At 74.1% G+C, this 23,971-nt stretch carries 21 protein-coding genes; 6 read left to right on the forward strand and 15 right to left on the reverse strand.

Going from position 1 to position 23,971, the window contains the following annotated elements:
* Positions 1 to 87: 87 nt before the first annotated feature.
* The 14 genes from ACFYU9_RS19120 to ACFYU9_RS19185 all read right to left on the reverse strand — a co-directional run bounded on the left by ACFYU9_RS19120 (position 88) and on the right by ACFYU9_RS19185 (position 15,745).
* Positions 88 to 924, reverse strand: a complete 837-nt coding sequence (locus tag ACFYU9_RS19120) for an alpha/beta fold hydrolase (RefSeq protein ID WP_389207283.1) — start codon at positions 922 to 924, stop codon at positions 88 to 90.
* A gap of 132 nt (positions 925 to 1,056) precedes the next feature.
* On the reverse strand, positions 1,057 to 3,807 hold the full coding sequence (locus ACFYU9_RS19125; RefSeq protein WP_389345458.1) for an AAA family ATPase: 2,751 nt from the start codon (positions 3,805 to 3,807) through the stop codon (positions 1,057 to 1,059).
* The gene (locus ACFYU9_RS19130) at positions 3,804 to 4,691 is read right to left on the reverse strand and encodes a carbohydrate ABC transporter permease (RefSeq protein ID WP_389345459.1); all 888 of its coding nucleotides are present in this window, start codon (positions 4,689 to 4,691) and stop codon (positions 3,804 to 3,806) included. The genes ACFYU9_RS19125 and ACFYU9_RS19130 overlap by 4 nt, the downstream gene beginning before the upstream one ends.
* Positions 4,688 to 5,653 (reverse strand): carbohydrate ABC transporter permease, encoded by a 966-nt coding sequence (locus tag ACFYU9_RS19135; RefSeq protein WP_389345460.1) that lies wholly within the window; start codon positions 5,651 to 5,653, stop codon positions 4,688 to 4,690. The genes ACFYU9_RS19130 and ACFYU9_RS19135 overlap by 4 nt, the downstream gene beginning before the upstream one ends.
* A complete protein-coding gene (locus ACFYU9_RS19140) occupies positions 5,653 to 6,984 on the reverse strand; it encodes an ABC transporter substrate-binding protein (RefSeq protein ID WP_389345461.1) in 1,332 nt (443 codons plus the stop codon). Before ACFYU9_RS19140 ends, ACFYU9_RS19135 begins: the two co-directional genes overlap by 1 nt.
* A 181-nt stretch (positions 6,985 to 7,165) precedes the next feature.
* The gene (locus ACFYU9_RS19145) at positions 7,166 to 7,480 is read right to left on the reverse strand and encodes a GNAT family N-acetyltransferase (RefSeq protein WP_389345462.1); all 315 of its coding nucleotides are present in this window, start codon (positions 7,478 to 7,480) and stop codon (positions 7,166 to 7,168) included.
* A gap of 43 nt (positions 7,481 to 7,523) precedes the next feature.
* Entirely contained in the window at positions 7,524 to 8,267 is a 744-nt protein-coding gene (locus ACFYU9_RS19150) for a GPR1/FUN34/YaaH family transporter (protein ID WP_389207293.1), read from the reverse strand.
* A 14-nt stretch (positions 8,268 to 8,281) separates the two neighbouring features.
* Positions 8,282 to 10,168, reverse strand: coding sequence for an amidohydrolase (locus ACFYU9_RS19155; protein WP_389345463.1), 1,887 nt, complete (start codon positions 10,166 to 10,168; stop codon positions 8,282 to 8,284).
* Positions 10,165 to 11,118, reverse strand: coding sequence for an alpha/beta hydrolase (locus tag ACFYU9_RS19160; protein ID WP_389207297.1), 954 nt, complete (start codon positions 11,116 to 11,118; stop codon positions 10,165 to 10,167). The genes ACFYU9_RS19155 and ACFYU9_RS19160 overlap by 4 nt, the downstream gene beginning before the upstream one ends.
* A gap of 47 nt (positions 11,119 to 11,165) precedes the next feature.
* Positions 11,166 to 11,999, reverse strand: a complete 834-nt coding sequence (locus tag ACFYU9_RS19165) for an alpha/beta fold hydrolase (RefSeq protein WP_389207299.1) — start codon at positions 11,997 to 11,999, stop codon at positions 11,166 to 11,168.
* Positions 12,000 to 12,396: 397 nt separating this feature from the next.
* On the reverse strand, positions 12,397 to 13,821 hold the full coding sequence (locus ACFYU9_RS19170) for a dihydrolipoyl dehydrogenase family protein (RefSeq protein WP_389345464.1): 1,425 nt from the start codon (positions 13,819 to 13,821) through the stop codon (positions 12,397 to 12,399).
* Positions 13,821 to 14,402 carry a Dps family protein gene (locus tag ACFYU9_RS19175; protein ID WP_389345465.1) on the reverse strand — a complete coding sequence of 194 codons (582 nt, stop codon included), beginning with the start codon at positions 14,400 to 14,402 and terminating at the stop codon, positions 13,821 to 13,823. The genes ACFYU9_RS19170 and ACFYU9_RS19175 overlap by 1 nt, the downstream gene beginning before the upstream one ends.
* Before the next feature lie 168 nt (positions 14,403 to 14,570).
* A complete protein-coding gene (locus ACFYU9_RS19180; RefSeq protein WP_389345466.1) occupies positions 14,571 to 15,077 on the reverse strand; it encodes a DoxX family membrane protein in 507 nt (168 codons plus the stop codon).
* A gap of 5 nt (positions 15,078 to 15,082) precedes the next feature.
* Positions 15,083 to 15,745, reverse strand: coding sequence for a hydrolase (locus ACFYU9_RS19185; protein WP_389207306.1), 663 nt, complete (start codon positions 15,743 to 15,745; stop codon positions 15,083 to 15,085).
* A gap of 372 nt (positions 15,746 to 16,117) precedes the next feature.
* Here ACFYU9_RS19185 and ACFYU9_RS19190 point away from each other — a divergent pair, with 372 nt between their 5' ends.
* The 4 genes from ACFYU9_RS19190 (at position 16,118) to ACFYU9_RS19205 (ending at position 19,889) form a co-directional block, all read left to right on the forward strand.
* On the forward strand, positions 16,118 to 16,333 hold the full coding sequence (locus ACFYU9_RS19190) for a DUF6243 family protein (protein ID WP_389207307.1): 216 nt from the start codon (positions 16,118 to 16,120) through the stop codon (positions 16,331 to 16,333).
* Positions 16,334 to 16,572: 239 nt separating this feature from the next.
* Complete coding sequence (locus ACFYU9_RS19195) at positions 16,573 to 17,550, forward strand: GlxA family transcriptional regulator (RefSeq protein ID WP_389207309.1); 978 nt, start codon at positions 16,573 to 16,575, stop codon at positions 17,548 to 17,550.
* 70 nt (positions 17,551 to 17,620) lie between these two features.
* Entirely contained in the window at positions 17,621 to 18,394 is a 774-nt protein-coding gene (locus ACFYU9_RS19200; protein ID WP_389345467.1) for an MBL fold metallo-hydrolase, read from the forward strand.
* A 25-nt stretch (positions 18,395 to 18,419) separates the two neighbouring features.
* The gene (locus ACFYU9_RS19205) at positions 18,420 to 19,889 is read left to right on the forward strand and encodes an NAD(P)/FAD-dependent oxidoreductase (protein WP_389345468.1); all 1,470 of its coding nucleotides are present in this window, start codon (positions 18,420 to 18,422) and stop codon (positions 19,887 to 19,889) included.
* Here ACFYU9_RS19205 and ACFYU9_RS19210 read toward each other — a convergent pair.
* The gene (locus ACFYU9_RS19210; RefSeq protein WP_389345469.1) at positions 19,872 to 21,155 is read right to left on the reverse strand and encodes an NAD(P)/FAD-dependent oxidoreductase; all 1,284 of its coding nucleotides are present in this window, start codon (positions 21,153 to 21,155) and stop codon (positions 19,872 to 19,874) included. The genes ACFYU9_RS19205 and ACFYU9_RS19210 overlap by 18 nt on opposite strands.
* 164 nt (positions 21,156 to 21,319) lie before the next feature.
* Here ACFYU9_RS19210 and ACFYU9_RS19215 point away from each other — a divergent pair, with 164 nt between their 5' ends.
* Both ACFYU9_RS19215 and ACFYU9_RS19220 read left to right on the forward strand, forming a co-directional pair.
* On the forward strand, positions 21,320 to 21,874 hold the full coding sequence (locus ACFYU9_RS19215; protein ID WP_389207316.1) for a hypothetical protein: 555 nt from the start codon (positions 21,320 to 21,322) through the stop codon (positions 21,872 to 21,874).
* A gap of 186 nt (positions 21,875 to 22,060) precedes the next feature.
* A complete protein-coding gene (locus tag ACFYU9_RS19220; protein WP_389345470.1) occupies positions 22,061 to 23,932 on the forward strand; it encodes a potassium transporter TrkA in 1,872 nt (623 codons plus the stop codon).
* Positions 23,933 to 23,971 lie beyond the last annotated feature (39 nt).

Raw genomic sequence — 23,971 nt, forward strand, 5'->3', positions numbered from 1 at the left:
TGAGCTCGTCCGGTTCCCGCGCCGGGGAACCGGGGGCCCGGGTGACGCCGGGGGGCCGGCGTCACCCGGCGGGTCAGCGGTGGATCGTCACTTCGCCAGGAAGGCGAGGAGGGCGGTGTTGACCTCCTCGGCGTGGGTCCACAGCAGACCGTGCGGGGCGCCCTCGACCTCGACGTAGTCGGCGGCCGGGAGCGCCTTGTGGAAGGGGCGCGCGGTGCCCTCGGCCGGCAGGATGCGGTCGGCGGTGCCGTGCAGGATCAGGGCCGGCACGTCGACGGCGGGGATGTCGGCGCGGAAGTCGGTGTACCAGGTCGCCGGCGCGGCGGAGGCGGCGAAGGAGCCGCCGCGGGCGGCGGTGTCCCAGCTGTTGCGGACGGCCTCCTCGCTGATGCGGCTGCCCAGGTTCTCGTCGAGGTTGTAGAAGTCGTTGAAGAAGGCGGTGTAGTAGGCGTAGCGGTCGGCCTTGACGGCGGCGACGACTCCGTCGAAGAACTCCTTCGGGGCGACGCCGTCCGGGTTGTCGTCGCTCTTGAGCAGGCAGGGCTCCAGCGAGGCCAGGAAGGCGACCTTGGCGACGCGGCCGGAGCCGTACGTGGAGACGTAGCGGGCGACCTCGCCGGTGCCCATGGAGAAGCCGACGAGGACGGCGTCGTTCAGGTCGAGGGTCTCCATCACCGTGTTGAGGTCGGCGGCGAAGGTGTCGTAGTCGTAGCCGGTGGTCGGCTGCGAGGAGCGTCCGAAGCCGCGGCGGTCGTAGGTGATCACGCGGTAGCCGGCGTCGAGCAGCGCGGCGCTCTGGCGCTCCCAGGAGTGGCCGTCGAGCGGGAAGCCGTGGATGAGGACGACCGGCTGCCCGGCTCCCTGGTCCTCGAAGTACAGCTCGACGGGGTTGGTGTTCTCCTGGCCCACGGTGATGTACGGCATGGGGGGTTCCTCGATTCGGGATGACGGGTCCGCGCGTCCGAGCGGCGCGGCATGCCCGTCACGCTAGGACCGGTCCCGCGCCCGCTGTTGCCGTACCGCGCACCGTGCCTTGCACGGGGGCGCAGAGGTCGCTCAGCCGCCGGTGGCCGGTGCGGCGTCGTCCTCGGCGAGGACGATCCGGGCCAGGTGGACCCTGGAGCGCACCGAGAGCTTGCGGAAGATCGACGACAGATGGGTGTTGACCGTGTGCGGGGAGACGACGAGGGCCGCCGCCGCCGACCGGTTGGTGTGACCGGCGGCGATCAGCCGGGCCACCTTGCGTTCCGAGGCGGTGAGCGCGTCCCAGCCCTGGTCGGCGCGTGGCCGCCGGCCTCTGGTGCGCCGGCCGGGGCTGCTGGTGGCCCGTTCGAGGTCGGCGCGGACCCGTTCGGCCTCGGCGTCGGCCCCGGCCCGGGCGTAGAGTTCGTGCGCCCTGCTCAGGGCGGCCGTCGCGGAGGCGTCGCCCGAGGTCAGCAGCGCGCGCCCGAGGTCGGCGGAGGCGGCGGCGAGGGCCAGCGGTCGTGGACCGGCGCCGAGGATGCCGGCCGCCACCTCCAGGAGTCCGCCGTCGTCGTTCAGCAGCGCCGACGCGTGGGCGGCCGCCCCTTGGGCGCTCGGCACGTCGGGGTTGCGGGTGGCGTGGTCGGCGGCCTGGCCGGCGAGGTCCTCGGCGAGCCTCCGGTCCCCGCCGCGCAGGGCGATCCGCACGGCCTGGACGACATGGGGGCGCAGGAGCCGCCACCGCAGGAAGGGGTGGTCGCGCTGGGCGGAGCGGACGAGGTCGGCCGCCGCCGCGTGGTCGCCGTCGGCGTCGGCGACGACGGCCTCGAAGTACTGGTGCGTGGCGTGGTTGCCCGTGTTGGGCCGTTCGGCGACGGTCGCCCGCACGACGTCCAGGTGTTCCCGGGCGGCGTCGCGGTCGCCGCGCAGCAGCGCGAGGAGTCCGCGGTTGACGCGGATGTTGACCAGGTTGCCGGGCACGTGGAGCTCGGCTTCGAGCCGCTCGGCGGTGACGAAGTCGGCGTCCGCGTCGTCGAGCCGGCCGAGCGCCGTGTTCAGGGTCGCCTGGGCCCAGATCAGCATCGCGGGGCGCAGCGGGGCGTCGCCGGCCGTGCGGAGCAGGCGCCGTACGGTGTCGAAGTCGTCCATGTGGATGCGGGCGACGGCCTCCTCGGGCAGGAAGGCCCCGTCGAACACGCTGAGCGCCGTGTGGTGTTCGACGGCGGCGGCGCAGTCGCCGGCGTTGAGGGCGATCTCGCCGAGGCCCCACAGCGCGAGGACGCGGGCCTCCCGGTCGCCGGAGCGCGCCGCCTCGGCGAGCGCCCGTTCGGCGGTCTCGCGGGCGGCGTCGAGGTCGCGCCCGCGGGAGCGGGCCAGGGCCTGGCGGGCGGTCAGCCGGGCGCGGATCGCCGGGTCGGTGACGGCCGCCAGCGCCGCCGTCGAGCGGCGGGTCAGCTCGTGGACGTCGTCGAGGTGCCACAGCGTGTCGCCGAGGACGGACTGCAGACGGGCGAAGACGTCCAGGGGCGGCCGCCGGGCGAGCAGCACGTCGCCGGTGTCGCGTGCCTGCGTGTAGCGGCCGGCGCGGGTGAGCGCGACGATGGCGCGTTCTCCGACGTCGAACACCATGGGCGCGTGGGGCGGTACGAGTTCCAGCGCGCGGACGGCCAGGTCGGCGGCGAGGTCGGGCATCACGGCGATCACGTCCGTGGCGGCCGTGCCGAGCAGTCCGATCGCCTCGGTGTCGCCGGGTTCGGCGCTCTTGAGCAGGTGCGGGACCGCGTCGGCGGAGCTCCGGCCCGCCGCGACGAGCCGGCTCGCGGCCTCCCGGTGCAGCGCCCGGCGCACGGAGGGGGCGAGGTCGGCGTACACCGCCTGCCGGAGCAGGTCGTGGCGGAACAGCAGGCGTTCGCCGTCGTCGTGGAGGAGTGCGGCGGCGATCGCCTCGTCGACTTCGGCGCCGAGTGCGGAGGCGGGCCGGCCGCACAGGGCGGCGGCGTCCGCGAGTGAGAACGCGCGGCCGAGCACCGAGCCGATCCGCAGGAAGTGCAGGGTGTCCGGCCGCAGATCGGCCAGCCGGCCGCGTACGCCGAGGACCAGCCGCTCGGGCGGCTGCGGTCCGTCGGTGCCCGACGCGGCGATGCCCGAGAGCGTCTCGGCCGCGAGGAAGGGGTTGCCGCCGGCCCCGTCGAGGAGCTCCTGGACCCGCGGCGGCACGTCCGCCCCGAGGACGTCGCGGGCCAGCTCGGTCAGGGCCGTCCCGGACAGCGGGCGCAGCGCGAGGGTCGCCGGCCGCGGCCCGTGCCCGTACAGTTCCGGGTCCTCCCGGCCGGTGAGCAGCCAGAGGACCGGGGAGCTGAGCAGCCGGGAGGGCAGGACGCTCAGCGCGAACCGGCTGAGCGGGTCGGCCCATTGGACGTCGTCGACCGCGATCAGCACGGGCGTGCCCGCGGAGCGTTCCTCGATCAGCTGGGCCAGCCGTTCGACGAGCCAGATGCGCTGGTCGTGGTGGCCGGCGAGGTCCGCGAAGTCCGCGCCGGCCAGCAGCGGCGGGTCTCCGTGCAGGAGGCCCGAGGCCAGTGAGGCGAGCGGTGCCAGCTCGTGGAGTTCCTCGGCGTGTCCGTGGCTGACGACGAATCCGTGGGCGCGCGCGAGCGAGACGGCCTCCCGCAGCAGGACGGTCTTGCCGATCCCTGGCTCGCCCAGGAGCAGCGCGACCGCTCCTCCCTCGCCGTCGCGCACCGCCTCGACCAGGGCGCGCAGCCGCTCCAGCTCGGCTTCGCGGCCCCGCAGTCCGGGCCGGCTCAGCCCCGCTGCCGGCCGCGCGCCCGGTCCGGCGCTCATCCCTTGACCGATCCGGCGAGCAGGCCCCGGGCGAAGTGCCGCCCGAGGCAGAGGAAGACGAGCAGCGGGACGACGGCCGCCACGAAGGCGCCCGCGGTGAGCCGCTGCCATTCGTTGCCGTACGTCCCGGCCATGCTCGCCAGTCTGACCGTCATCGGCGCGGTCTCGGCGGTTCCGCCCGACAGCGTCAGGGCCACCAGGAGGTCGTTCCACACCCAGACGAACTGGATGACGGCGAAGGCGACGAGGGCGGGGCGGGCGAGCGGCAGCACGATCCGCAGCAGCAGCGTCGCGTGCGACGCGCCGTCGACGCGGGCGGCCTCGATCAGGTCGCGGGGCAGCCCGGCCAGGAAGCCGTGCAGCAGGAACACGGCGAACGGCAGCGCGAAGACGGTGTGCGCGAACCAGACCTGGCCGAAGCGCGCGGGACCGGTGAGCTGCCACGCGGGCAGGAACAGCCAGCCCTGGGAGAAGAGCTTCAGGAGGGGCACGAGCGCCATCTGCAGCGGCACGATCTGGAGCGCGAAGACGCCGACGACGATCGCGTCGCGGCCCCGGAAGTCGATCCAGGCCAGGGCGTACGCCGCGAGGAAGGCCAGCACGAGCGGGAACAGCACCGAGGGAAGGGTGATGACGAGGGAGTTGACGAAGTACTCGGCGAGCCGCCCCGACCCGTTCCCGCCGCCGGACAGCACCTCGCGGTAGTTGTCGAGCGTGAGGCGCGGCGCGCCGAACACGGTCCACCAGCCGGTCGTCTTGATGTCCTGCTCGGGGCGGAAGGAGGAGAGCAGCAGGCCGAGGGTCGGTGTCGTCCACAGAAAGGCGATCACCACGGCGAGCGACGTGACGGCGCGGGAGGTCAGACGCTCCCGTACGCCGTTCACCGGGTCCTCCGGCGCGCCCGGACCTGGTGGGCGACGAAGGGGGTGACGAGGACGAAGAGGAGGACGGCGAGCGCCGCGCCGCGGCCCGTCTCGCCGTAGCGGAACGCCTGGTCGTACATCTCGTGGGCGAGGACGCCCGTGTCGAACTGTCCGCCGGTCATGGTCTTGACGATGTCGAAGGCCTTGAAGGTGCCGATCGCCAGGGCGAGGAGCACGACGAGCAGCGTGGGCCTGATCGACGGCACGGTGATGCGGCAGAGGATCTGCCGCGGGGACGCGCCGTCGAGCCGGGCCGCCTCGGTCAGCTCCGCGGGTACGGCCCTGATCGCGGAGGTCAGCAGGACGGCGGCGAAGCCGGCCTGGGTCCACACCATCGCCACGATGAGGAACAGGACGTTCCAGGGAGAGTCCACGAGCCATTGGCGCGGTGCGCCGCCGAAGGCGACGACGAGCCGGTTCAGCAGTCCGATCTGCGCGGCTTCCGGGGGACGGTAGGCGTAGACGAACTTCCAGACGACCCCCGCGCCGACGAAGGAGATCGCCATCGGCGTCAGGACCAGCGACAGCGCGAGCGTGCGCAACCGCGACCGGGCGACGGCCGCCGCGTAGAGCAGGCCGACCGCGGTCGACGCCAACGGCACGAGCACCGCCCACGCCAGGGTGTTGCGCAGCGCCACCAGGGCCCGGTGGTCGGTGAACAGCCACACGTAATTGTCGAGGCCGGCCCAGGTGTCGCCCCCGCTGCCGGTGAACGACAGCGCCAGGGTGCGCAGAGCGGGCAGGAGGAGACCGGCCGTGAGCAGCAGCAGCGCGGGGGCGAGCAGGATCAGGGCCGCGGCCCTCCTGCGCACCTGCCTCCGGTGCAGTGCGAGGAGGACCAGGGCGACCACCGCCGCGAAGGCGGCGACGCCCTGGAGCAGGTACACCAGTTTGGGCTGCTGGGCGACGGCGTCGAACGGCATCAGCGGCCCGGCCAGGACCGTTCGACGGAGTCGGCGAACTGCCGGGTGCTCGCGCCGCCGACCCAGTCGACGGCTCCCTTCCAGAACGTTCCGGCGCCGACCGAGGCCGGCATCAGGTCCGAGCCGTCGAACCTGAACTGCGTCCGCGGGTCCTGGAGGAGCTGGATCGAGAGCCGGTCGACCGGGGTGGCGGCGTTCGCCGGATCCACGCCCCGGTTCGCCGAGACGAAGGGGCCCTTCCTCATGCGCGCGTTCGCGAAGTCGGCGGAGGCCAGGTACTCCTGGAACGCCCGCACCTCGGGGCGGTCGGCGAACGCCGCGGTGAACACCCCGCCGCCCAGGACGGGGCGGCTGGCCGGGTCGGCCCCCGGCAGGAGGAAGGCGTAGACGTCCTTGTCCGGTCCGATTCCGGTGCCCTTCGGCCACATGCCTGCGTAGAACGAGGCCTGGCGGTGCATGGCGCATTTTCCGGAGAGCACGGGGGTGCCGGCCTCCTGGAAGGAGATCGACGCCATCGACCGGGCGGGACCGAAACCGCCGTTGGCGTAGCGGTCGTTCTTGAGGACGGACCCGACGGTGTCGATGGCCCGGAGCACCCGCGGATCGTTGAACGGGATCTCGTGGGCGACCCACTGGTCGTAGACGGCCGTGCCCTGCTGGCGCAGCAGGACGTCCTCGATCCAGTCCGTCACGGGCCAGCCGGTCGCCTCGGCGGACTCGATGCCCGCGCACCAGGGCTTGACGCCCGACGCCGCGATCTTCTCCGTCACGGCCATCAGCTCGGCCCAGGTGCGGGGAACGGCCAGTCCCCTGTCGCGGAAGAACTTCGGGGAGTACCAGACGAACGACTTCACGTTCGCGACCAGCGGCGTGCCGTAGAGGGTGCCGTCCACGGTCGCGTAGCTGTTCCAGTCCGCGGACCAGCCCTGCTTCGCGAGGGCCGCGACCCCGGTGCTCACGGGCTTCAGCCGCCCTGCCCGCGCGAAGCGTTCCAGCAGCCCGGGCTGGGGGAAGAACGCCACGTCGGGCGCGTTCCCGCCGTCGACCCGGACCTGGATCTGCGCCTCGAACTCCCCGTCGCCCTCGTACTGGACGTCGATTCCGGTGCAGGCCCCGAAGTCCGCCCAGGTCTCCTCGAACAGGTCGGCCTCCCGGTCCCGGTTCTCCGCGTAGACGGTGACCCGGGTGCCGGGGTGCTTGCCGTACCGGGCGTAGGGCGCGCAGTCCGCGGTGGTGTGCGAGCGCGAACCGCCGCCTTGCGGAGTGCCGCAGGCGGTGGCGGTGACGGCGAGAGCGATGACGGCGAGAGCGAGCCTCGCGCCGAACCTCATGGGTGTGCTTCCTCCGATCGCCCGCCGCGTGTTTCCCGGCCGGCGTTTCGGAAAGCTACCCCGTTCGCACGACATAGACCAATCGTTCGATGTTCAAGTGTTCGATAGGTGCCCCGTGGCCCGGGCCGCGTGCGGGATCGGTCCCGTCACGGCCTCGGGCCGGGACGGCCCGCGTGGTGTGTCAGAGGCCGAAGCGGGCGCGCCGCGCCTCGGGCACCAGGTCGGCGTAGTCGGGGTGCTTGCCGATCCAGCCCCTGATGAAGGGGCAGTACGGCAGGACGCGCAGCCCGCGGGTCCGGGCGTCGTCGAGGGCCGCGCGGGCGAGCAGTCCGCCCAGGCCCCGGCCGGCGAACCGGTCGTCGATCTCGGTGTGGATGAAGGCGATCTCGCCCTCCGAGAGGTGGTACTCGGCGAAGCCCGCGGTCTCGGTGCCGTCGTCTCCGGCGAGGATCTCGTACCGGGACTTCTCGGGCCGGTCCGTCACCTGCGGTTTCATGTCTGCTCCTGTGCGGTCGGGTTACGGGGGCGGTGGACGCGGGTCAGAGCGTGCGGCGCACGCCTGCCTGGCGTTCCAGGTTGCGGAGCTGTACGGACAGGTCGCCTTCCACGGCGAGGTGCGCGGGGCCGCTGCGGCCGATGGGCAGCACCTGCTCGCTGCGCATGTCCTCCAGCATCAGGGCGAACGCCGTGTACATCGCGACGAGGGCCACGGCGAGGCCGAGCGCACCGGAGGTGCGCGTCAGCCATTCGGCGCCGGTGATCCCGGAGAGGCCGGTGGCGGCCCAGCGGGGCAGGGAGACCGCGAGGACGAGCCACAGCGCGCGCTTGGGCCGGGTCACGGCGGTCATCAGGGCCCCGAAGCACAGCAGCGCCAGGTTGAACACGCCGAGGACCCGCAGGCCGTCGGGCGCACCGCTGAGCATGATGAGCGCGTACGGCAGCCAGCTGCCGGCGAACACCGCCATCAGCGTCGCCGCGATCACGTCACGGGCCCCGAACGCCAGGACGCTCACCAGGAGCTGGAGGACGAAGGCCGGCAGCACGGTGAAGGCGACGGCACCGCGGGCCGCCTCGTCGAACAGCCCGAGCTGGAGGCAGCCCGTCATCACGGAGGCGATGGCTATCGTGAAGAAGCCGAGCGGCATGGGCGAGGCGATGGGGCGCAGGTTGATCCGGGTCATCGACCGGAGGTCCGGCTCGAAGCGCCGGCCCGGGGGAAGGTCCGGCGGGGTGGCCGGGGCGTCGTCGCCGCTGCCGGCGGCGGCGGTTGAGGCGGTACTCATCGTGTGGATCTCTCTCAGTGCTCGAAGCAGGGGTCGACGAACGACGGCCGGGTGTCGGGGAGGGAGCCGCGCGCGACGCGCCACCGGCGCTGCTGCTCGGACTCGGCGACGGCCTCGGCCACGAGCGACGCCTGGCGTGCGCCGCTCTGGTAGCCGCCGAAGTGGGCCACCGGGCTCCACTCGGGGCTCACCGGCGGGACCGTCTCGTCGAGGCCCTCGTACTCCGCGGTCGCGTAGACGATCCGGCCGCCGACGACGGTGAGGACGGACTCGATGTCCGGGATGACGTCCTCGGGCACGGTGAGGTAGTCGTCGGAGAGGATCGCGAGGTCGCCGTACGAGCCTTCCCGCAGCGTTCCCTTGACGTCCTGTTCACCGGTGAGCAGCGCTCCGCCCCGGGTGTAGAGGCCGAGGGCGGTCTCCCGGTCGACCAGGTTCCCGGCCGGGTAGAGCGCGGTGCCGCCGACGGTGCGGCCGGTCACCAGCCAGTGCAGGGCGACCCACGGGTTGTACGAGGAGACGCGGGTGGCGTCGGTTCCGGCGGCGACGGTCAGGCCCCGGTCGAGCATGGCCAGGACCGGCGGGGTGTGGGCGGTGGCCTCCGCGCCGTAGCGGCTGCGGAACGCGCTGCCCTGGAAGGACATGCGGTTCTGGACGGAGACGGCGCCGCCGAGCGCCGCGATCCGGTCGAGGCTGCCGGCCGAGACGGTCTCCGCGTGGTCGAAGAGCCAGCGGTTGCCGCCGGGGAACAGCCCCTCGGCCGCGAGCTTCTCGAAGACGGCCAGGTCGCGGCGGATCGTCTCGTCGTACGTGGCGTGGAGCCGGAAGCCCCAGCCGTTCTCCAGCAGGAGCCGGACCGCCTTCTCGAACTCGGCCTCGTAGCCCGCGGCGAGTTCGGGCCGGGGCTCGGAGAAGTTCTCGAAGTCGGCGGCGGCCCAGGTCAGGTTCTCGCCGGCGCCGTTCAGCCGGAGCCACTCGTCCCCGTCCCCCGGCTTGACCATCTCCGTCCAGCGCTTGAGGTCGGCGAGCTCCTGCCCGGCCGTCTGCGGGAAGAGGTGGTAGGCGATCCGCAGGGTCAGCTCACCCGACCTGGCGAGGTCGACGACCGTCGCGTAGTTGTCGGGGAAGTTCTGGAACCCGCCGGCGGCGTCGACGGCCGAGGTGAGCCCGAAGCGGTTCAGTTCGCGCAGGAAGTGCCGCGTCGACGTGCGCTTGTCGGCCTCGTCGAGCGCCGGCGCCTTGGCCAGCGTCGAGTAGAGGATGAGGGCGCTCGGCGCGGCGAGGAGCACGCCGTTGGGTTCGCCGTCGCGGCCCCGGACGAACTGTCCGCCGCGCGGGTCGGGGGTCTCCCGGGTGAAGCCCGCGGCCTGGACGGCGGCGCGGTTCATCAGGGCCGACTGGTACAGGTGCAGCACGAAGACCGGGGTGTCCGGGGCGGCGGCGTTCAGCTCGGCGACGGTCGGCATGCGCCGCTCGGCGAACTGCTCGGCGGTCCAGCCGCCGACGACGCGGATCCACTGGCCCCTGGGGGTGCGGCCGGCCTGCTCGCGCAGCATGGCCAGGGCGTGGCGCAGGCTGCGCACCCCGTCCCAGCGCAGCTCCAGGACGTAGTTCAGACCGCCCCGGATGACGTGCAGGTGCGAGTCGTTGAGTCCGGGGATCACCCGGCGGCCCAGCGCGTCGACGACCTTCGTTCCCGGCCCGACGAGGTGGGCGAGGTCGTGGTCGTCGCCGAGGGCCGCGATCCGGCCGTCGCGGATCGCGACGGCCCGGGCCTCGGGGCGGGCGGCGTCGCCGGTGAACACCTTGGCGTTGCGGACGAGGAGGTCGGCGTGCGCGTGCTCCCGCCGGGGGGCGGGCACGAGGCCCGCGACCGGCATGCTGGTGGAGGCGCCGGTCATGCGAGGGCCTTGCGCAGCGTCTCGGTGGCGACGCCGATGGCGAGCTCCGCGCCGTGCGTCTCGCGCAGGGCGTTCAGCATGACGAAGTCGTGGATGACGCCCTGGACGCGCAGCGCGGTGACGGGGACGCCGGCGGCCCGCAGCCGCGCCGCGTACGCCTCGCCCTCGTCGCGCAGGACGTCGGCCTCGGCGGTGATGACCAGGGCCGGCGGCAGGCCGGTCAGCTGCTCGGTGGTGGCGCGCAGCGGGGAGGCGGTGGGCTGCGCGCGCTCGGCCTCGTCGGTCGTGTACTGGTCCCAGAACCACTTCATGGCGTCGCGGCGCAGGAAGTAGCCCTCGGCGAACCGGTGGTACGACTCGGTGTCGAAGCTCGCGTCGGTGACCGGGTAGAAGAGGACCTGCTGGACGAGCGTCACGTCGCCGCGCTGCTTGGCCATGAGGGTGAGGGCGGCGCTCATGTTGCCGCCGACCGAGTCGCCCGCGACGGCGATCCGGGTGCCGTCGAGGTCCTTGTGGTGGCCCTCGCGGGCGACCCACTGGGCGACGGAGTAGTTCTGCTCGATGGCGACGGGGTAGCGGGCCTCGGGCGACAGGTCGTACTCGGGGAAGACCACGGCCGCCCCGGTGCCGACGGCGAGTTCGCGGACGAGCCGGTCGTGGGTGTGGGCGTTGCCGAAGACCCAGCCCGCGCCGTGGATGTAGAGGATGACGGGCAGCGCGCCGGTGGCGCCACGCGGACGCACGATCCGGGCGCGGACGTCGCCGGCCGCGCCGCCGTGGACGGTGATCCATTCCTCGTCGACGTCGGGCAGGGCGACGCCCTCGCCGCTCTGGACGTCGTCCACGGCCTTGCGGCCGTCGGCGACGGGGATCTCGTAGAGGAACGGCGGCTGGGCGGTGGCGTCGGCGAACGCCTGGGCCGCGGTTTCGAGGACCGGACGGTTCTTCATGAGCGGTTCTCCTTCGAAAGGGTGTACGGGACGGGCGGGTCGGAGCGTCAGCGGGTCGACCGCGCGGCGGCGAGGATCACGTGGGTGACCACGGCCGGACGGGAGACGGCCACTGCATGGGACGCGTCCACTTCGGTGATCTGCGAGTGGGCGCGCCGGGCCATCCACCGTTCGGCCGCCGGCGGGATGTTCTTGTCGGCGGTGGCGACCAGCGCCCAGGACGGGATCGTCTTCCAGGCCGGCTCCCCGGCCTTCTCCTCCAGCGCGGCCGTGGCGACCGGACGCTGGGTCGCGGCCATGACCGCGGCATCGGCGGCGGGGACGTCGGCGGCGAACTGCCGGTGGAACCTGTCCTGGGCGATGACGAGTTCGGTGCCGGTGCCACCGCCGGGCAGCGGGTACGGCCGCGGGTTCACGGTGTCGCCGAGGGTGGAGCCCGGGAACTTGGCGGCAAGCTCGCCCGCGCTCTCGCCCTTGTCCGGCGTGAACGCGGCGATGTACACGAGGGCCTTCACCTTGCCGTCGCCCGCCGCGGCGCCGCTGATGACGGCGCCGCCGTAGGAGTGGCCGACCAGGACGACGGGGCCGTCGACGGAGGCCAGCACACCGCGCAGGTAGGCGGTGTCCGCGGCGAGCCCGCGCAGCGGGTTGGCGGGCGCCAGCACGGGGTAACCCGCGTGCTGCAGCCGCCGGATCGTGCCGCTCCAGCTGGAGGCGTCCGCGAACGCCCCGTGGACCAGGACGATCGTGGGCTTGGGACCGCGCGGGCCGGTACCGGCGTCGGCGGCGGCAGGGCGGCCCGCGGGCGCGGCGCCGACCAGGGCGGCGAGCGTCGCGGGCAGGGCGAGGGCGAGGGTGAGGGTGCGTCTCGTGAGATGCATGGGTGCGTGTGTCCTTGTGGAGGGTGTGTGGAGTGGTGCGGCGTGGGAGGGGCGCTGGGCCGGGGAGGGTGCGCGGGGCGGACGGGAGGCTGCGCCGGGCGGGCGGCGGGTGCGCCGGGCGGGTGGCGGGCGCGCCGGGCGGGCGGGGCCCGGCTCTGCGGAGTGAGACCGAGCTCGGAAGCGGGGCTTCGGCTCGAAGGGGCGGGCCGGGCCGGGAAGTGGCGGGCGGGGCACGGAGGTCAGGGACCGGACGCGGAGGAGGCGGGCCGGCCGGGCCGGGAAGTGGCGGGCGGGGCACGGAGGCCAGGGGCCGGACTCGGAAGTGGCCGACCCGGCTCAGAGATCAGGGACCTGGCTCGGAGGAGGCGGGCCGGGCCGGGAAGTGGCCGGCCCGGTCTCAGAGGCCGTACGCCTCCAGGAGCCGGAGCCAGACCTCGCTCACCGTCGGGAAGGCGGGTACGGCGTGCCACAGGCGCTCGACGGGTACCTCGCCCACGATCGCCACGGTGGCCGTGTGGATGAGTTCGGTCGCCATCGGGCCGGTGAGCGTGCAGCCGACGACGACTCCCCGGGTCTCGTCGACGACGAGCTTGGCGAGGCCGCGGTAGTCGTCCGCGTGGAGCGCTGCGCCGGCGACGTCGTCGACGCGGTACTCGACGGCGCGTACCGCGAGGCCCGCCTCGCGTGCCGCGCGCTCGGTGAGACCGACGCTCGCGACCTCGGGGCGGGTGAAGACGGCCTGGGGGACGGCGGCGCGGTCGGCCCGGGCGCTCCACGCCGGCCAGTCGCCGGTGCCGGCGGGCCGGCCCGCGGCCCGCTCGGCGATCGCGGCGGCGCAGGCGCGGGCCTGGTACTTGGCCATGTGGGTCAGCGGCGCACGGTGGTTCACGTCGCCGACGGCGTAGAGCCAGTCGCCGCCGACCGCCGTGACGCGGCAGGTGTCGTCGACCTGGAGCCAGTCGCCGGCCGGGAGTCCGACGGAGTCCAGGCCGAGGTCGGCGGTGCGCGGGCGCCGGCCGACGGCGACGAGAAGCTCGTCGCACACGAGGGTGGCGCCGTCGTCGGTGTCCACGGTCACCGTGCGGGTGGCCTCGTCACGGGCGACCCGCACGGCCGACACCCCGAAGCGGATCGTGACGCCCAGATCGCCGAGCCCCCGGGTGACCTCCTCGCCGGCACAAGGCTCCCAGCCGGTCAGCAGGGCCTGGTCGCGGACGAGCAGGGTGACGGCGGAGCCGAGCGAGCGCCACGCGGTGGCCATCTCGCAGGCCACCACTCCCCCGCCGATGACGACGAGCCGCTCGGGCACCGCGTCGGCGGTGGTGGCCTGCCGGCTGGTCCACACGCCGATCCCGTCGATTCCCGCGACCGGCGGAAGGGCGGGTTCCGTGCCGGTGCAGACCACGACCGCGCGCCGGGCCCGCAGGACGACGACCGTGCCGTCGGCCCGGGTCACCTCCACCCGGCGCTCACCGGCGAGCCTGCCGTGCCCGCGTACGAGCGCGATGCCCGCACCGTCGAGCCATTCGGCCTGGCCGGTGTCGTCGCCGCGCCCGGTGAAGCGGTCGCGGCGGGCCAGCACGCGCGCGGGGTCGAGGGCCGCCGTGACCGACTGCCGGGCCCCGTCGACCGAGCGGGCCTCCGCCCGGGCGGCGCCGGGCCGCAGCAGGGCCTTGCTCGGCACGCAGGCACGGTAGGAGCACTCGCCGCCGACCGCCTCGGCCTCGACGACGACGGCGGTCAGCCCCGCCCGGGCGGCCCGGGCGGCGACGACCTCGCCGGCCGGCCCGCCGCCGGCCACGACGACGTCGTACGCGTCCATCAGCCGCGCACCAGAGGGGTGTCCACGAGGTGCTCGGCGAGGAACCACACCTGCGCCTCGCCGGTCCGGACGACCTCGGAGACGAGCAGGTCGGCGCTGCCCTCGTCGCCCTCGCCGGAGAGCCGGGCGGCGGCGTCCCGGGCGTCGATCAGGATCCGCTCGTGCGCGTCGAGGAGCCGCGACAGCATGACCGGCACCGGCTCGACGCCGTCCGGCGGCCGGGGGATCGACGTCAGCTCCGCGACGTGGCGCGGGTCCCCGACGGCGACGCCGCCGAGGCTCTGCACGCGCTCGGCCAGCGCGTCCACGATGGCCAGCTGGGCCTCCGCGTGCTTGTCCAGCATCAGGTGGAGCGAGTAGAAGGTCGCCCCGCGCATGAGCCAGTGGTGCTTCTTGTAGAGGGAGTGGAGGATCTGCGTGTCGGCGAGGACGTGGTTGAGCCGCTGGCAGGCGTACATGCGGGTGTCGTGGCCGAGGCCGATCGGCAGCTGCTTGAGCGTGCCGAACGCCTGGGTCTCGGCGCCCTTCTGGTGCAGCAGCGGCTGACCGCCGCCGTGCGGGGTCGTCGTGAGGGTGTCCATCGAGTGCTCCTGAGGGGAAGGGGACGGGAAGGGGACGGGGAAGGGGACGGGAAGGGCCCGGCCGCCCGGTCGGGGGTACGCGGGCGGCCGGACCCGGTCTGTGCGGCTCGCGCCGGGCGCTCGGCGGTGCCGGTCAGCGCTCGCCGGTCATGGCACGCCGGTCGGCGGTCAGCCCTCGGCGGTCGCCGGGGCCGGGGGCCGGTGCAGGACGAGCCGGGTGAGGAGTCCGCTGCCGAGGCCGGCCACGAGCGCGAGCGCGGCCCACCACAGCGGGTACGGCGTGAGGCCGAGGACCGCGTCGAGGGACCAGGCGCCGGGGCCGGTGGCGGCGAGGGCGGCGGCGGTGCCGATGAGGACGAGCGGGTACTCGTACCCGTCGTTCTGCACCCAGAGGCCATGGCGCCACTTCACGGTGAGCGCGACCGTCATCACCCCGATGGCGCCGGTCGCGGCGAGCGGGGTGAGGAGGCCGGCGGCGAGCAGCAGGCCCGATCCGATCTGGCCGCCGCCCGCCGCCAGGGCGGTGAGGGCGCCGCCGCGGAAGCCGTCGGAGCGGAACTCCTCGGTACCGCCCTCGAGTCCCCTGCCGCCCAGGTGCGAGCTGATCTTCTGCACACCGTGGCCGGCGACGAGCAGTCCCACCAGCAGACGCAGGATCAGAATGCCGGTGTCCACCGGGGTCAGCCGGCCGCGTGCGCGCCGATGACCGTCTGCGCGTACACGACGCCGAGGCCGTACGCGCCCGCGTGGGCCTTGACGATCTCCATGACGTCGCCGTACGTCTCCTGACGCGCCCAGTCGCGCTGCAGCTCCAGGAGGACCTGGACCCAGGTGACCGGGACGGCGCCGGCGGCGATCATCCGCTGCAGGGCGTGCTCGTGGGCGGCCGGGCTGACGCCACCGGAGGCGTCGGTCACGACGTACACCTCGTAGCCCTGCTCGAGCGCCGAGAGGGCGGGCAGCACCAGGCAGACCTCGGTCCACAGACCCGACAGGATGATCTTCTTGCGGCCGGTCGCCTTGACCGCCGCGACGAGCGCCTCGTCCTCCCAGGCGTTCATGGTGGTGCGGTCGATGATCTCGTTCTTCGGGAACACCTCGGCGAGCTGCGGCAGCAGGGGACCGGAGAAGGACTCGGCGGCGACCGTGGTCAGGACGGCCGGCACGTCGAAGGCCTTGGCCGCCTTGGCGAGGCCCACGGTGCTGTTGATGATCGCGGCACGGTCGCCGCTGCCGGTGCCGAAGAACATCTGCGGCTGGTGGTCCACGAAGAGCATGACCGAGTTGTCGGGGGTGAGCAGGTCCTTGCTCGGAGCGGCCTGCACCTTGTCGATGTCGAACACGAGGGGTCCTTTCGAAGCCATGAATGACGTGCCCGCCACGTCGTCGGCGGCTCGGCACGTCTTCACGCTAAGAGCGCTTCCACCGGCCGCTTTGACCTCCCGCGCCCAGGGGTTGGCACGACAGCGCACAACCCGGCCGGGGGCGGGAGGGCGCGGTGTCACGGGCGCGAACGCCGAGGTCGCGGCGGCGGGCGGCGAGAATCCTGGCGCGCGGGGCCGTCGGAACCGGGTAACGTCCTTGTCATGTTCTTCCAGACACCGATTTACGAGTGAGAGCGTGACGGGCTCCCGCCGACGCCCCTGGCCGTCGCCGCGCCCGTCCCCCACCGATGAATCCGTAGATCACTTCGCACCTCACCACCGGGAGAACCCGTGACCGACAGCAAGAACATCAACAACCCCGTGGGCCAGGGCGGCGGCCAGCGCAAGCGGCAGTCCCGCGCCGAACGGCAGAACAACGGGCCGCACCGCAACCTCGACCGCCAGGGTGCCGCCGACCAGAAGGCGGAGCTGGTGCGCAAGATGCGCGAGAAGTTCCGCGCGGCCGAGGACGCCGCGCAGGCGGGCGACGACACCGCACAGAGCTGACGCACCGCCGCCACGGGGCGGCACCCCACGGGCAGGGCCCGGACCGCGACACACGGTCCGGGCCCTGCCGCCGTTGCGGGGCCGCGCTGCCGTACCGGGCGCGACCGGTCCGGCTCGGCGGGGTGCGGGGACGCGCCGGCGGGGTACGGGGACGCGCCGGCGGTGGCGCTGCCGGCCATGGCCGGATCTGACAGAACATGGTCATTGCGGCCCTGGGTGCCGGGCGAAATGATCGGCGCATGCTCCCCCCGCACCGCGTCGTCGTCGCCGCCTTCCCCGGCGTCGAGATCCTCAACGTCACCGGTCCGGCCGAGGTGTTCTCCGTCGCCACGCGCGTCGCCGGCGCCGGCCGGCCCGGCTACACCGTCCGTGTCGCGACGGCCCGGGGCGAGCCGGTGACCACGTCCAGCGGGATCCGGCTGATGGCCGACCTGAGGCTGGACCAGGTGGACGGCGACGTGGACACCCTGCTCGTCTCGGGTGCCGTCCACGTGCGCGACCAGGAGGTCGAGCCGGCGCTCGACGGCGAGATCGTCGACTGGCTGCGCGCGGCGGGACCCGGGAGCCACCGGCTCGGGTCCGTCTGCTCGGGCGCGCACCTGCTGGCCGCGGCGGGCCTGCTGGACGGCCGCTGCGCCACGACGCACTGGCGGACGGCCGCGCGGCTGGCCGCCGACCACCCGCTCGTCACCGTCGATCCGGACCCGATCTTCATCCGGGAGGGCCGGCTGTGGACCTGCGCCGGCATCGCCTCCGGGATGGACATGGCACTGGCCATGGTCACCGAGGACCACGGGCCCGAACTCGCACTCGCCACCGCCCGGACCATGGTCATGTACGTCAAGCGCGCGGGCGGGCAGAGCCAGTTCAGCGTCCCGCTCGCGCTGCCGGCCACACCCGGCGACCCGGTGGACGAGCTGCGCGTGTGGATCGGCGAGCACCTCGCCGACGATCTGTCCGCCGAGGCCTTGGCCGCACGGCTGCATCTGAGCGTGCGCCACTTCTCCCGGCTGTTCCGCGAGCGCACCGGCACCACACCGGCCGCGTACGTCGAGTCCGCGCGGCTGGAGGCCGCCCGCCGGCTGCTCCAGGACAGTGCGCACGGCCTGCCCGAGATCGCCGCGCTCAGCGGCCTCGGTTCCGTGGAGAGCCTGCACCGCTGCTTCCGGCGCCGTCTCGGGACCACCCCCGCCCAGTACCGCCGCCGCTTCCGCTGAGCCCCGTCGCACCTCGCACCTCCCTGCTCACACCGACCGCCCGTGGACCACCGCGCGGCGGAAGTCAGCCATGCCCGAGGAGAGCACCGTGTTCCCGACCAAGGTCGTCCCCATCCCGGTCCTGGGCCGGCACCACATCAACGCCCATCTGCTGCTCGGCCGCCGGCCCGTCCTCGTCGACGCGGGAACGCCCGGCAGCGGCCGGAGGATCGTCGAGCAGATCGCCGCGCACGGTGTGGACCCGGCCGACGTGTCGCTGATCGTCGTCACGCACGGCCACATCGACCACTTCGGCTCCGCCGCCGAGCTGCACCGCCTGACCGGGGCGCCCGTGGCGGGACACGTCGCCGACCTCGGCCCGTACCGGACCGGCCGGGTCCGCGAGCCCTATCTGCCCACCGGCCCGATGGGCCGTCTCATGGCCGGGAACAAGGAGCTGCACGTCCGGGCCGAACCGTTCGAACCGGACGTGCTCGTGACCGGCGAGACCGACCTGACGGACTTCGGGATCGCGGCGCGCATCATGCCCACCCCCGGCCACACCGCCGGATCGGTCTCCGTCCTCACCGACGGGGGCGACCTCGTCGCCGGCGACCTGATCGCCAACTCCTTCTTCGGTCTCGTCCGCGGCCGGCCCGCCAACCCGCCCTTCCACGACGACCCGCTGCGCAACCTCGCCAGCCTGCGCACGATGCTCGCCCTGGGCCCGACGAGACTCCACGTCGGCCACGGCACCCCGCTGGAGCCCGACCGGGTCCGCCGCTGGGCCGACCGCGAACACCGGCGGCTGTCCCGGCTCAACGCGGCGGGGCGTGTGACCCGGCGTGCCGGGGGAAGCCTGTGAGCCGGTGCGTACGGGAGGGGGCAGCGTGACGGACGTGACGGACGTGGACGTGCTGGTCGTAGGTGCGGGCGTGCTCGGGCAGTCGGTCGCGTACGCCGTCGCGTCGGCCGCTCCCGGCACCCGGGTCGTGCTGTCGGGGCGGCGGGGCCCGGGCGCTTCGCGGGCGGCCGGGGCGATGCTCGGGGTGCTCGGCGAGGTGACGGCGGCCGGAGTGCGGACGCGGCACGGGGCGTTACGGCTCGACATGGCCGTTCAGGCGGCGGCGCACTGGCCGGCGTGGCGCGCGGCCGTACGGGAGCGGGCCGGGGCCGCGGCGCGGCCGGACGGCTACGGGGCCGGAACGTATCTGCTGCTCAACGCGGTGTCGGGGCCGCTGGACGAGTCGGCGCTGCGGGCCGTGCGCGCCGCCGGGGCGCGGCACGGGCTGCCCGTCGAGGACGTCTCCCCCGCCGATGTGCCCGGGTACCGGCCGCTGGACAACGACCGGGCGCTCGGCGCGGTGTTCCTGCCGCACGAGCGGTTCCTGGACGCGCGGCGCTGGCTGGAGACCCTGGACGCGGCGCTGGGGGCGCTGCCGGACGTGCGCCGGGTCGGGTCCGGCCGGCTGCGGGCCGACGGCGAGGCGTACGAACTGGTCACCCGTGGCGAGAGGTTCAGGGCGGGGCGGGTGGTCGTGGCGGCCGGGGCGTGGACGGGCGGGCTGCTCGACGGGATCGATCCGGAGCTGCCCGTGCTGCCGGTGGTGGCCGCCGAGGGCACGGCCGTGTCCCTCCGCCCCGGCGGCCCGGTTCCGCCCGTGGTGCTGCGCACGCCCAACCGCGCCTACGCGTGCGGGCTGCACGCCGTGCCGCAGGCCGACGGCACCTGGTACGTCGGCGCCTCCGCCGCGCCCGCGCTGCGCCCCGGCGACGCGCCCACCGCCGGGGCGCTGCGCTTCCTCCTCGACGCCGGTCTCGGCCAGCTGCACCACGGCCTGGCCGGCGCCCGGGTCACCCGGATCCACCACGGCAACCGGCCGGTCGGCCTCGACGGGCACCCGTTGCTCGGGAACGCCGGGCGCCCCGGCCTGTGGGTGGCCACCGGCACCCACCGGGACGGGCTGCACGCCTCGCCGCTGATCGCCCGGGAACTGGCGGCCGAGGTCCTGGGCGGCCCGCCGAGCCGCCGGCTGGCGCCGTGGCGGCCGGACCGGGCGCCGATCGCCGACTGGACGGCCGCCGAGGCGATCGAGGAGGCCGCGGCCCACCACGCCGCGCTCGCGGCCGAGTCGCGCATGCGCCCGCCGCTGACCGGCGACTGGCCCGGCCTGCTCGCCGACGCGTACCGCCGGCTCATGGAGCAGACGTACGCGCGGATGCCCGAGGGCTATGTGCTGCCCCCGGACCTCGCCCCGCTCGGCTACGAGCACGGCCCGGCGCTCGCCAAGCTCGTCCAGGGCCACCTCGACCGTCTGGCCGCCGGCGCCGGCCGCGCCCGCTCACGGCCGCGCCGGTGACACCGCCTCCCCGCGGTGCCGGACGTTGACGGCCGCGGCCCTGGCGAGCGCCACCGGGTTCAGGAAGCGCATCGGGCCGATCAGGCGGGAGGCGAACAGGTACATGTGCCGGGCCATCGCCTCGTCGCGGGCCGCGGCCGAGAACATCAGCCGCTCGCCCGGGTTGAACGGGCGGGCCGTGGCCGCGAACCCGGCGGCCACGGTCTGGTGGCCGCGCAGCCGGCGCCGGTGGGTGCGGGCGTAGGCGGCGAGGGAGGCGTCGAGGTCGCCTCGGCCGGTCGAGGCGGCGGCGACCGCCTGGGCGAGCCAGTGCGCGGACTGCAGGGCCCAGCCGCAGCCCACGCCCCACAGCGGGTCGCCGGTCAGGGCCGCGTCGCCGACGAGGGCGAGGCCCGGCGCGGTCGGTTCGCGGGTGACGAGCGGGTAGTCGACCGTGCCGATGATCTTCGAGACGCGTTCGGCGGAGTCGACGGGCGGCGCCCCGGGCAGGGCGCGGACGAAGGAGAGGAAGCTGCCCTCCAGGTCCTCCCGGAAGGCCGGCAGCCGCTCCTTGCCGGGGAGCACGGCGAGCACGGTCACCCCGTCGTCGTTCGGGAAGGCGTACGCCATGTCGGGTTCGAGGAACCAGGTCTGGCCGATCCCGCCGGGCAGCGGGAGGTCGCGGAAGTGCGCGAGATAGCCGAAGCGCGCGTTCTCGTGCGTCTTCGTGGGCACCTCGGCGAACTTCGCCACAGCCGAGTCCCTGCCGTCGGCGCCGACCACCAGCCGGGCCCGGATCTCGCGCTCGCCCTCCGGGGTCGCCGCGCGCACTCCCACGGTCCGCCCGGCCTCCCGGACCAGTCCGGTCACCCGGTGGCCGAGGAGCAGCTCGACGCCCGGGGTCCGCGCGGCGAGGGACCGGATCATCGGGTCGAGGACGCTGCGCCGGACGTTGTACGCGTACGGCAGCTCGGCCCCGCCCTGCGCCGCCTTCGGGTGGATCCAGCCCCAACGGGTCCACCAGCGGGCCTCGTTGCGGACGGCTCCGGCCTTCTCCAGGGCGGGGACGAGGCCGAGTTCGTCGAGGACCGGGTAGGCGTTGGCGGTGATGGAGTGGGTGCACAGCACCTTGTACGCCTCGGGGTCCGAGCGGCGTTCGAGCAGGGCGACGCGGACGCCGCGGCGCGCGAGCAGGATCGCGGCGGCGCTGCCTGCGAGACTCGCTCCGCTGATGACGACGTCGTAGTCGGGCCCCGTTCCGGTGCCCGCGCTCTCAGGCCTGGTCATGCGCTGATCGCCCCCCTGTGGGTCTGTGAAATGCCGTGCGGTGCCGTGCCGTGTCGTGCCGTGCAGCCCCCACTGCTGTCAGGGGCATGACTTTTTGTCAAGAGTCACGGCCGTCCCGGCATGGCGTCCACGCCTCCGGCACCCCGACCGGAATGCTGGGTTCCGTGAGTGTTCCCAGCCCCCGGACAGCCGCGGACGAGGCCCTTCCCGCCCCCGGAGTCATCGGCATCGGGCTCGCCGCGGTGCTGACGTTCGCGCTCGCCCAGGGCTCGTGGCAGTGGTTCGCCACGTTCATCGGGGTGACGCTCCTGGCGGTGCTGCTCGCCTTCCAGCGGCGGGCGCGGTGGTCGCCCGACCTCCGCTCGCCGTACCTGCGCGGACTCGTCGCGTACGCCCTGGTCGTCGGCCTGTGCGTGGCGGTCGCGCTCGCTCCGCTGCTCCAGCGCGCCTCGTGGCTGTTCCCGATGCCGGCCACGCGCCACGACTGCGCACTGCTCGGCCGGTACCAGGCGCTCCAGGCGCAGGCGGCCCTCGGAAGCCTGGCGGGGCGGGACGGCGCGGCCCTCGCCTTCGCCGCGCGGACCCAGGCACGTACCGCCGTCGCCGAGTGCCTGTCGGCCACGACGACGCTGTGGCTGCCCGTCTACGGGGTGGCGGCCGCGGTGCTCGTGGGGACGGTCGCCTGGTTCCACGACCGGTCCCGGGTCGCGGGTCCGTGAGCCCGCAGGTCCGCGGGTCCGTGAGTCCGTGAGTCCGTCTGCCCGGAACTCCGCGTGCCGGGAACTCCGTTGAACCCCGAGACCCGTGGTCCAGGCCGTCGCGGAAGCGGCGGGCCGCGCTGTCACAGCCGGGTGGAACAATGATCAAAGAGAGGTACGGCGGCACGCACGGGGGAGGGATCGGCGGTGCGCGACAGGCTTCGGACCCGGTTTCGGTACTGGTTCGACGGGACGATGGACCGCGGCACGCCCGCGCTGATCAGCTGGCTGGCCCTGGCCTCGCTGCTGCTCATCACGCTGGTCTCCACGCTGGTCGTGGTCTTCACGGACACCGACGCCGAGGACAACGGCGGCTGGCTCGGCGTCGCCTGGATGAGCCTGCTGCGCACGCTCGACCCCGGCACCATGGGCGGCGACACCGGCGGCCCCGTCTTCCTCGGCCTGATGCTGGCCGTGACGATCGGCGGCATCTTCATCGTCTCCGCGCTCATCGGTGTGCTGACCACCGGCCTCAACCAGAAGATCGCGGAGCTGCGCAAGGGCCGCTCGCGGCTGATAGAGCGCGGGCACACCATCGTGCTCGGCTGGTCGGACCAGGTCTTCACCGTGGTGGCCGAGCTGGTCGAGGCCAACCAGAGCGAACGCCGCTCGTGCGTGGTGATCCTCGCCGACCGCGACAAGGTCGCCATGGAGGACGCGATCCGGGCGCGGATACCGGACACCGGACGCACCCGGGTGATCTGCCGCTCCGGCAACCCGCTCGTCCGGACCGACCTCGAACTGGTCGGCCCGGACACCGCCAAGGCCGTCATGGTGCTGCCGTCCGTGGGCCACGACCGGGACGTCGACGTCATCAAGGTGCTGCTGCTCCTGCACAGCCGTACGTGGCGCGGCGCCCGCCCGCACATCGTGGCCGCCGTGCACGACTCGGAGAACCTCGCCGCGGCCCGGCTCGCCGCGGGCGAGGGCGCGCTGGTCATCGACGCCGAGGACATCGCCGTACGCCTCATCGCGCAGGCGCACCGGCAGACCGGCCTGTCCGGCGTCTTCAACGAGCTGCTCAGCTTCGTGGGCAACGAGTTCTACCTCCGCGAGGAGGCGGCCCTCGTCGGCACGACCTACGGGGAGGCGCTGCACGCCTTCGAGATCGGCGCGCCGGCCGGGCTGCGCCGCGCCGGCGGCGAGGTGCTGGTCAATCCGCCGATGGACACCGTCATCGGCCCCGGCGACCAGATCCTCGTGATCGCCGAGGACGACCTGCTGATACGGCCGGCCAAGACCCGCCCCCGCGTCGTCGAGTCGGCGATCACCTCGGCGCCCCCGCAGCCGCCCGCCCTCGACCGCACGCTGCTCATCGGCGAGAACTCCCGCACGGCCAAGCTCGTCACCCTGCTCGACAGCTTCGTGCAGCCGGGCTCGACGCTCGACATAGCGGCGCCGCGCCGCCCGGCGACCGCGCTCGACCAGCCGGTGGCGCACCTGACGGTGGGCTACAAGCACTGCCGGCCGACCCGCCGGTCCTCCCTCGAAGCCCTGGACCTCGGCGGCTACCGGCACATCGTCGTGCTCTCCGACGACACCGTCGCCCCCGGACCCGCCGACGACCGGACGCTGGTCACCCTGCTCCACCTGCGCGACATCGAGGACGCGCTCGGCGACCCGTACTCGATCGTCACGGAGATGAACGACGACGCCAACCGCGAGGTCGCCCAGGTCACCAAGGCCGACGACTTCATCGTCAGCACCAAGGTGATCAGTCTGCTGCTCACCCAGCTGACCGAGAACCGTGACCTGTACAACGTCTTCACCGACCTGTTCAACCCGGAGGGCTCCGAGATCTACCTCAAGCCCGCGTCCGACTACGTCGTGCCCGGGGCGGAGGCCAACTTCGCCACGGTCGTCGAGGCGGCACGGCGCGAGGGCGAGACGGCGATCGGCTACCGGCTCGCCCGGCACAGCGAGGATCCGCCGACGTACGGGATCTTCCTCAACCCGTCGAAGACCGCCCCGCTGGTCCTCGGCCCGCGCGACGCCGTCGTCGTCCTCGCCGAGCAGTAGCGGTCGCCTCGCCGTCGCCGTCGCCGAGCAGCGGCGGTG

The organism is Streptomyces sp. NPDC004327, from assembly GCF_042873935.1.
In the GTDB taxonomy this organism is placed as follows: Bacteria; Actinomycetota; Actinomycetes; order Streptomycetales; family Streptomycetaceae; genus Streptomyces.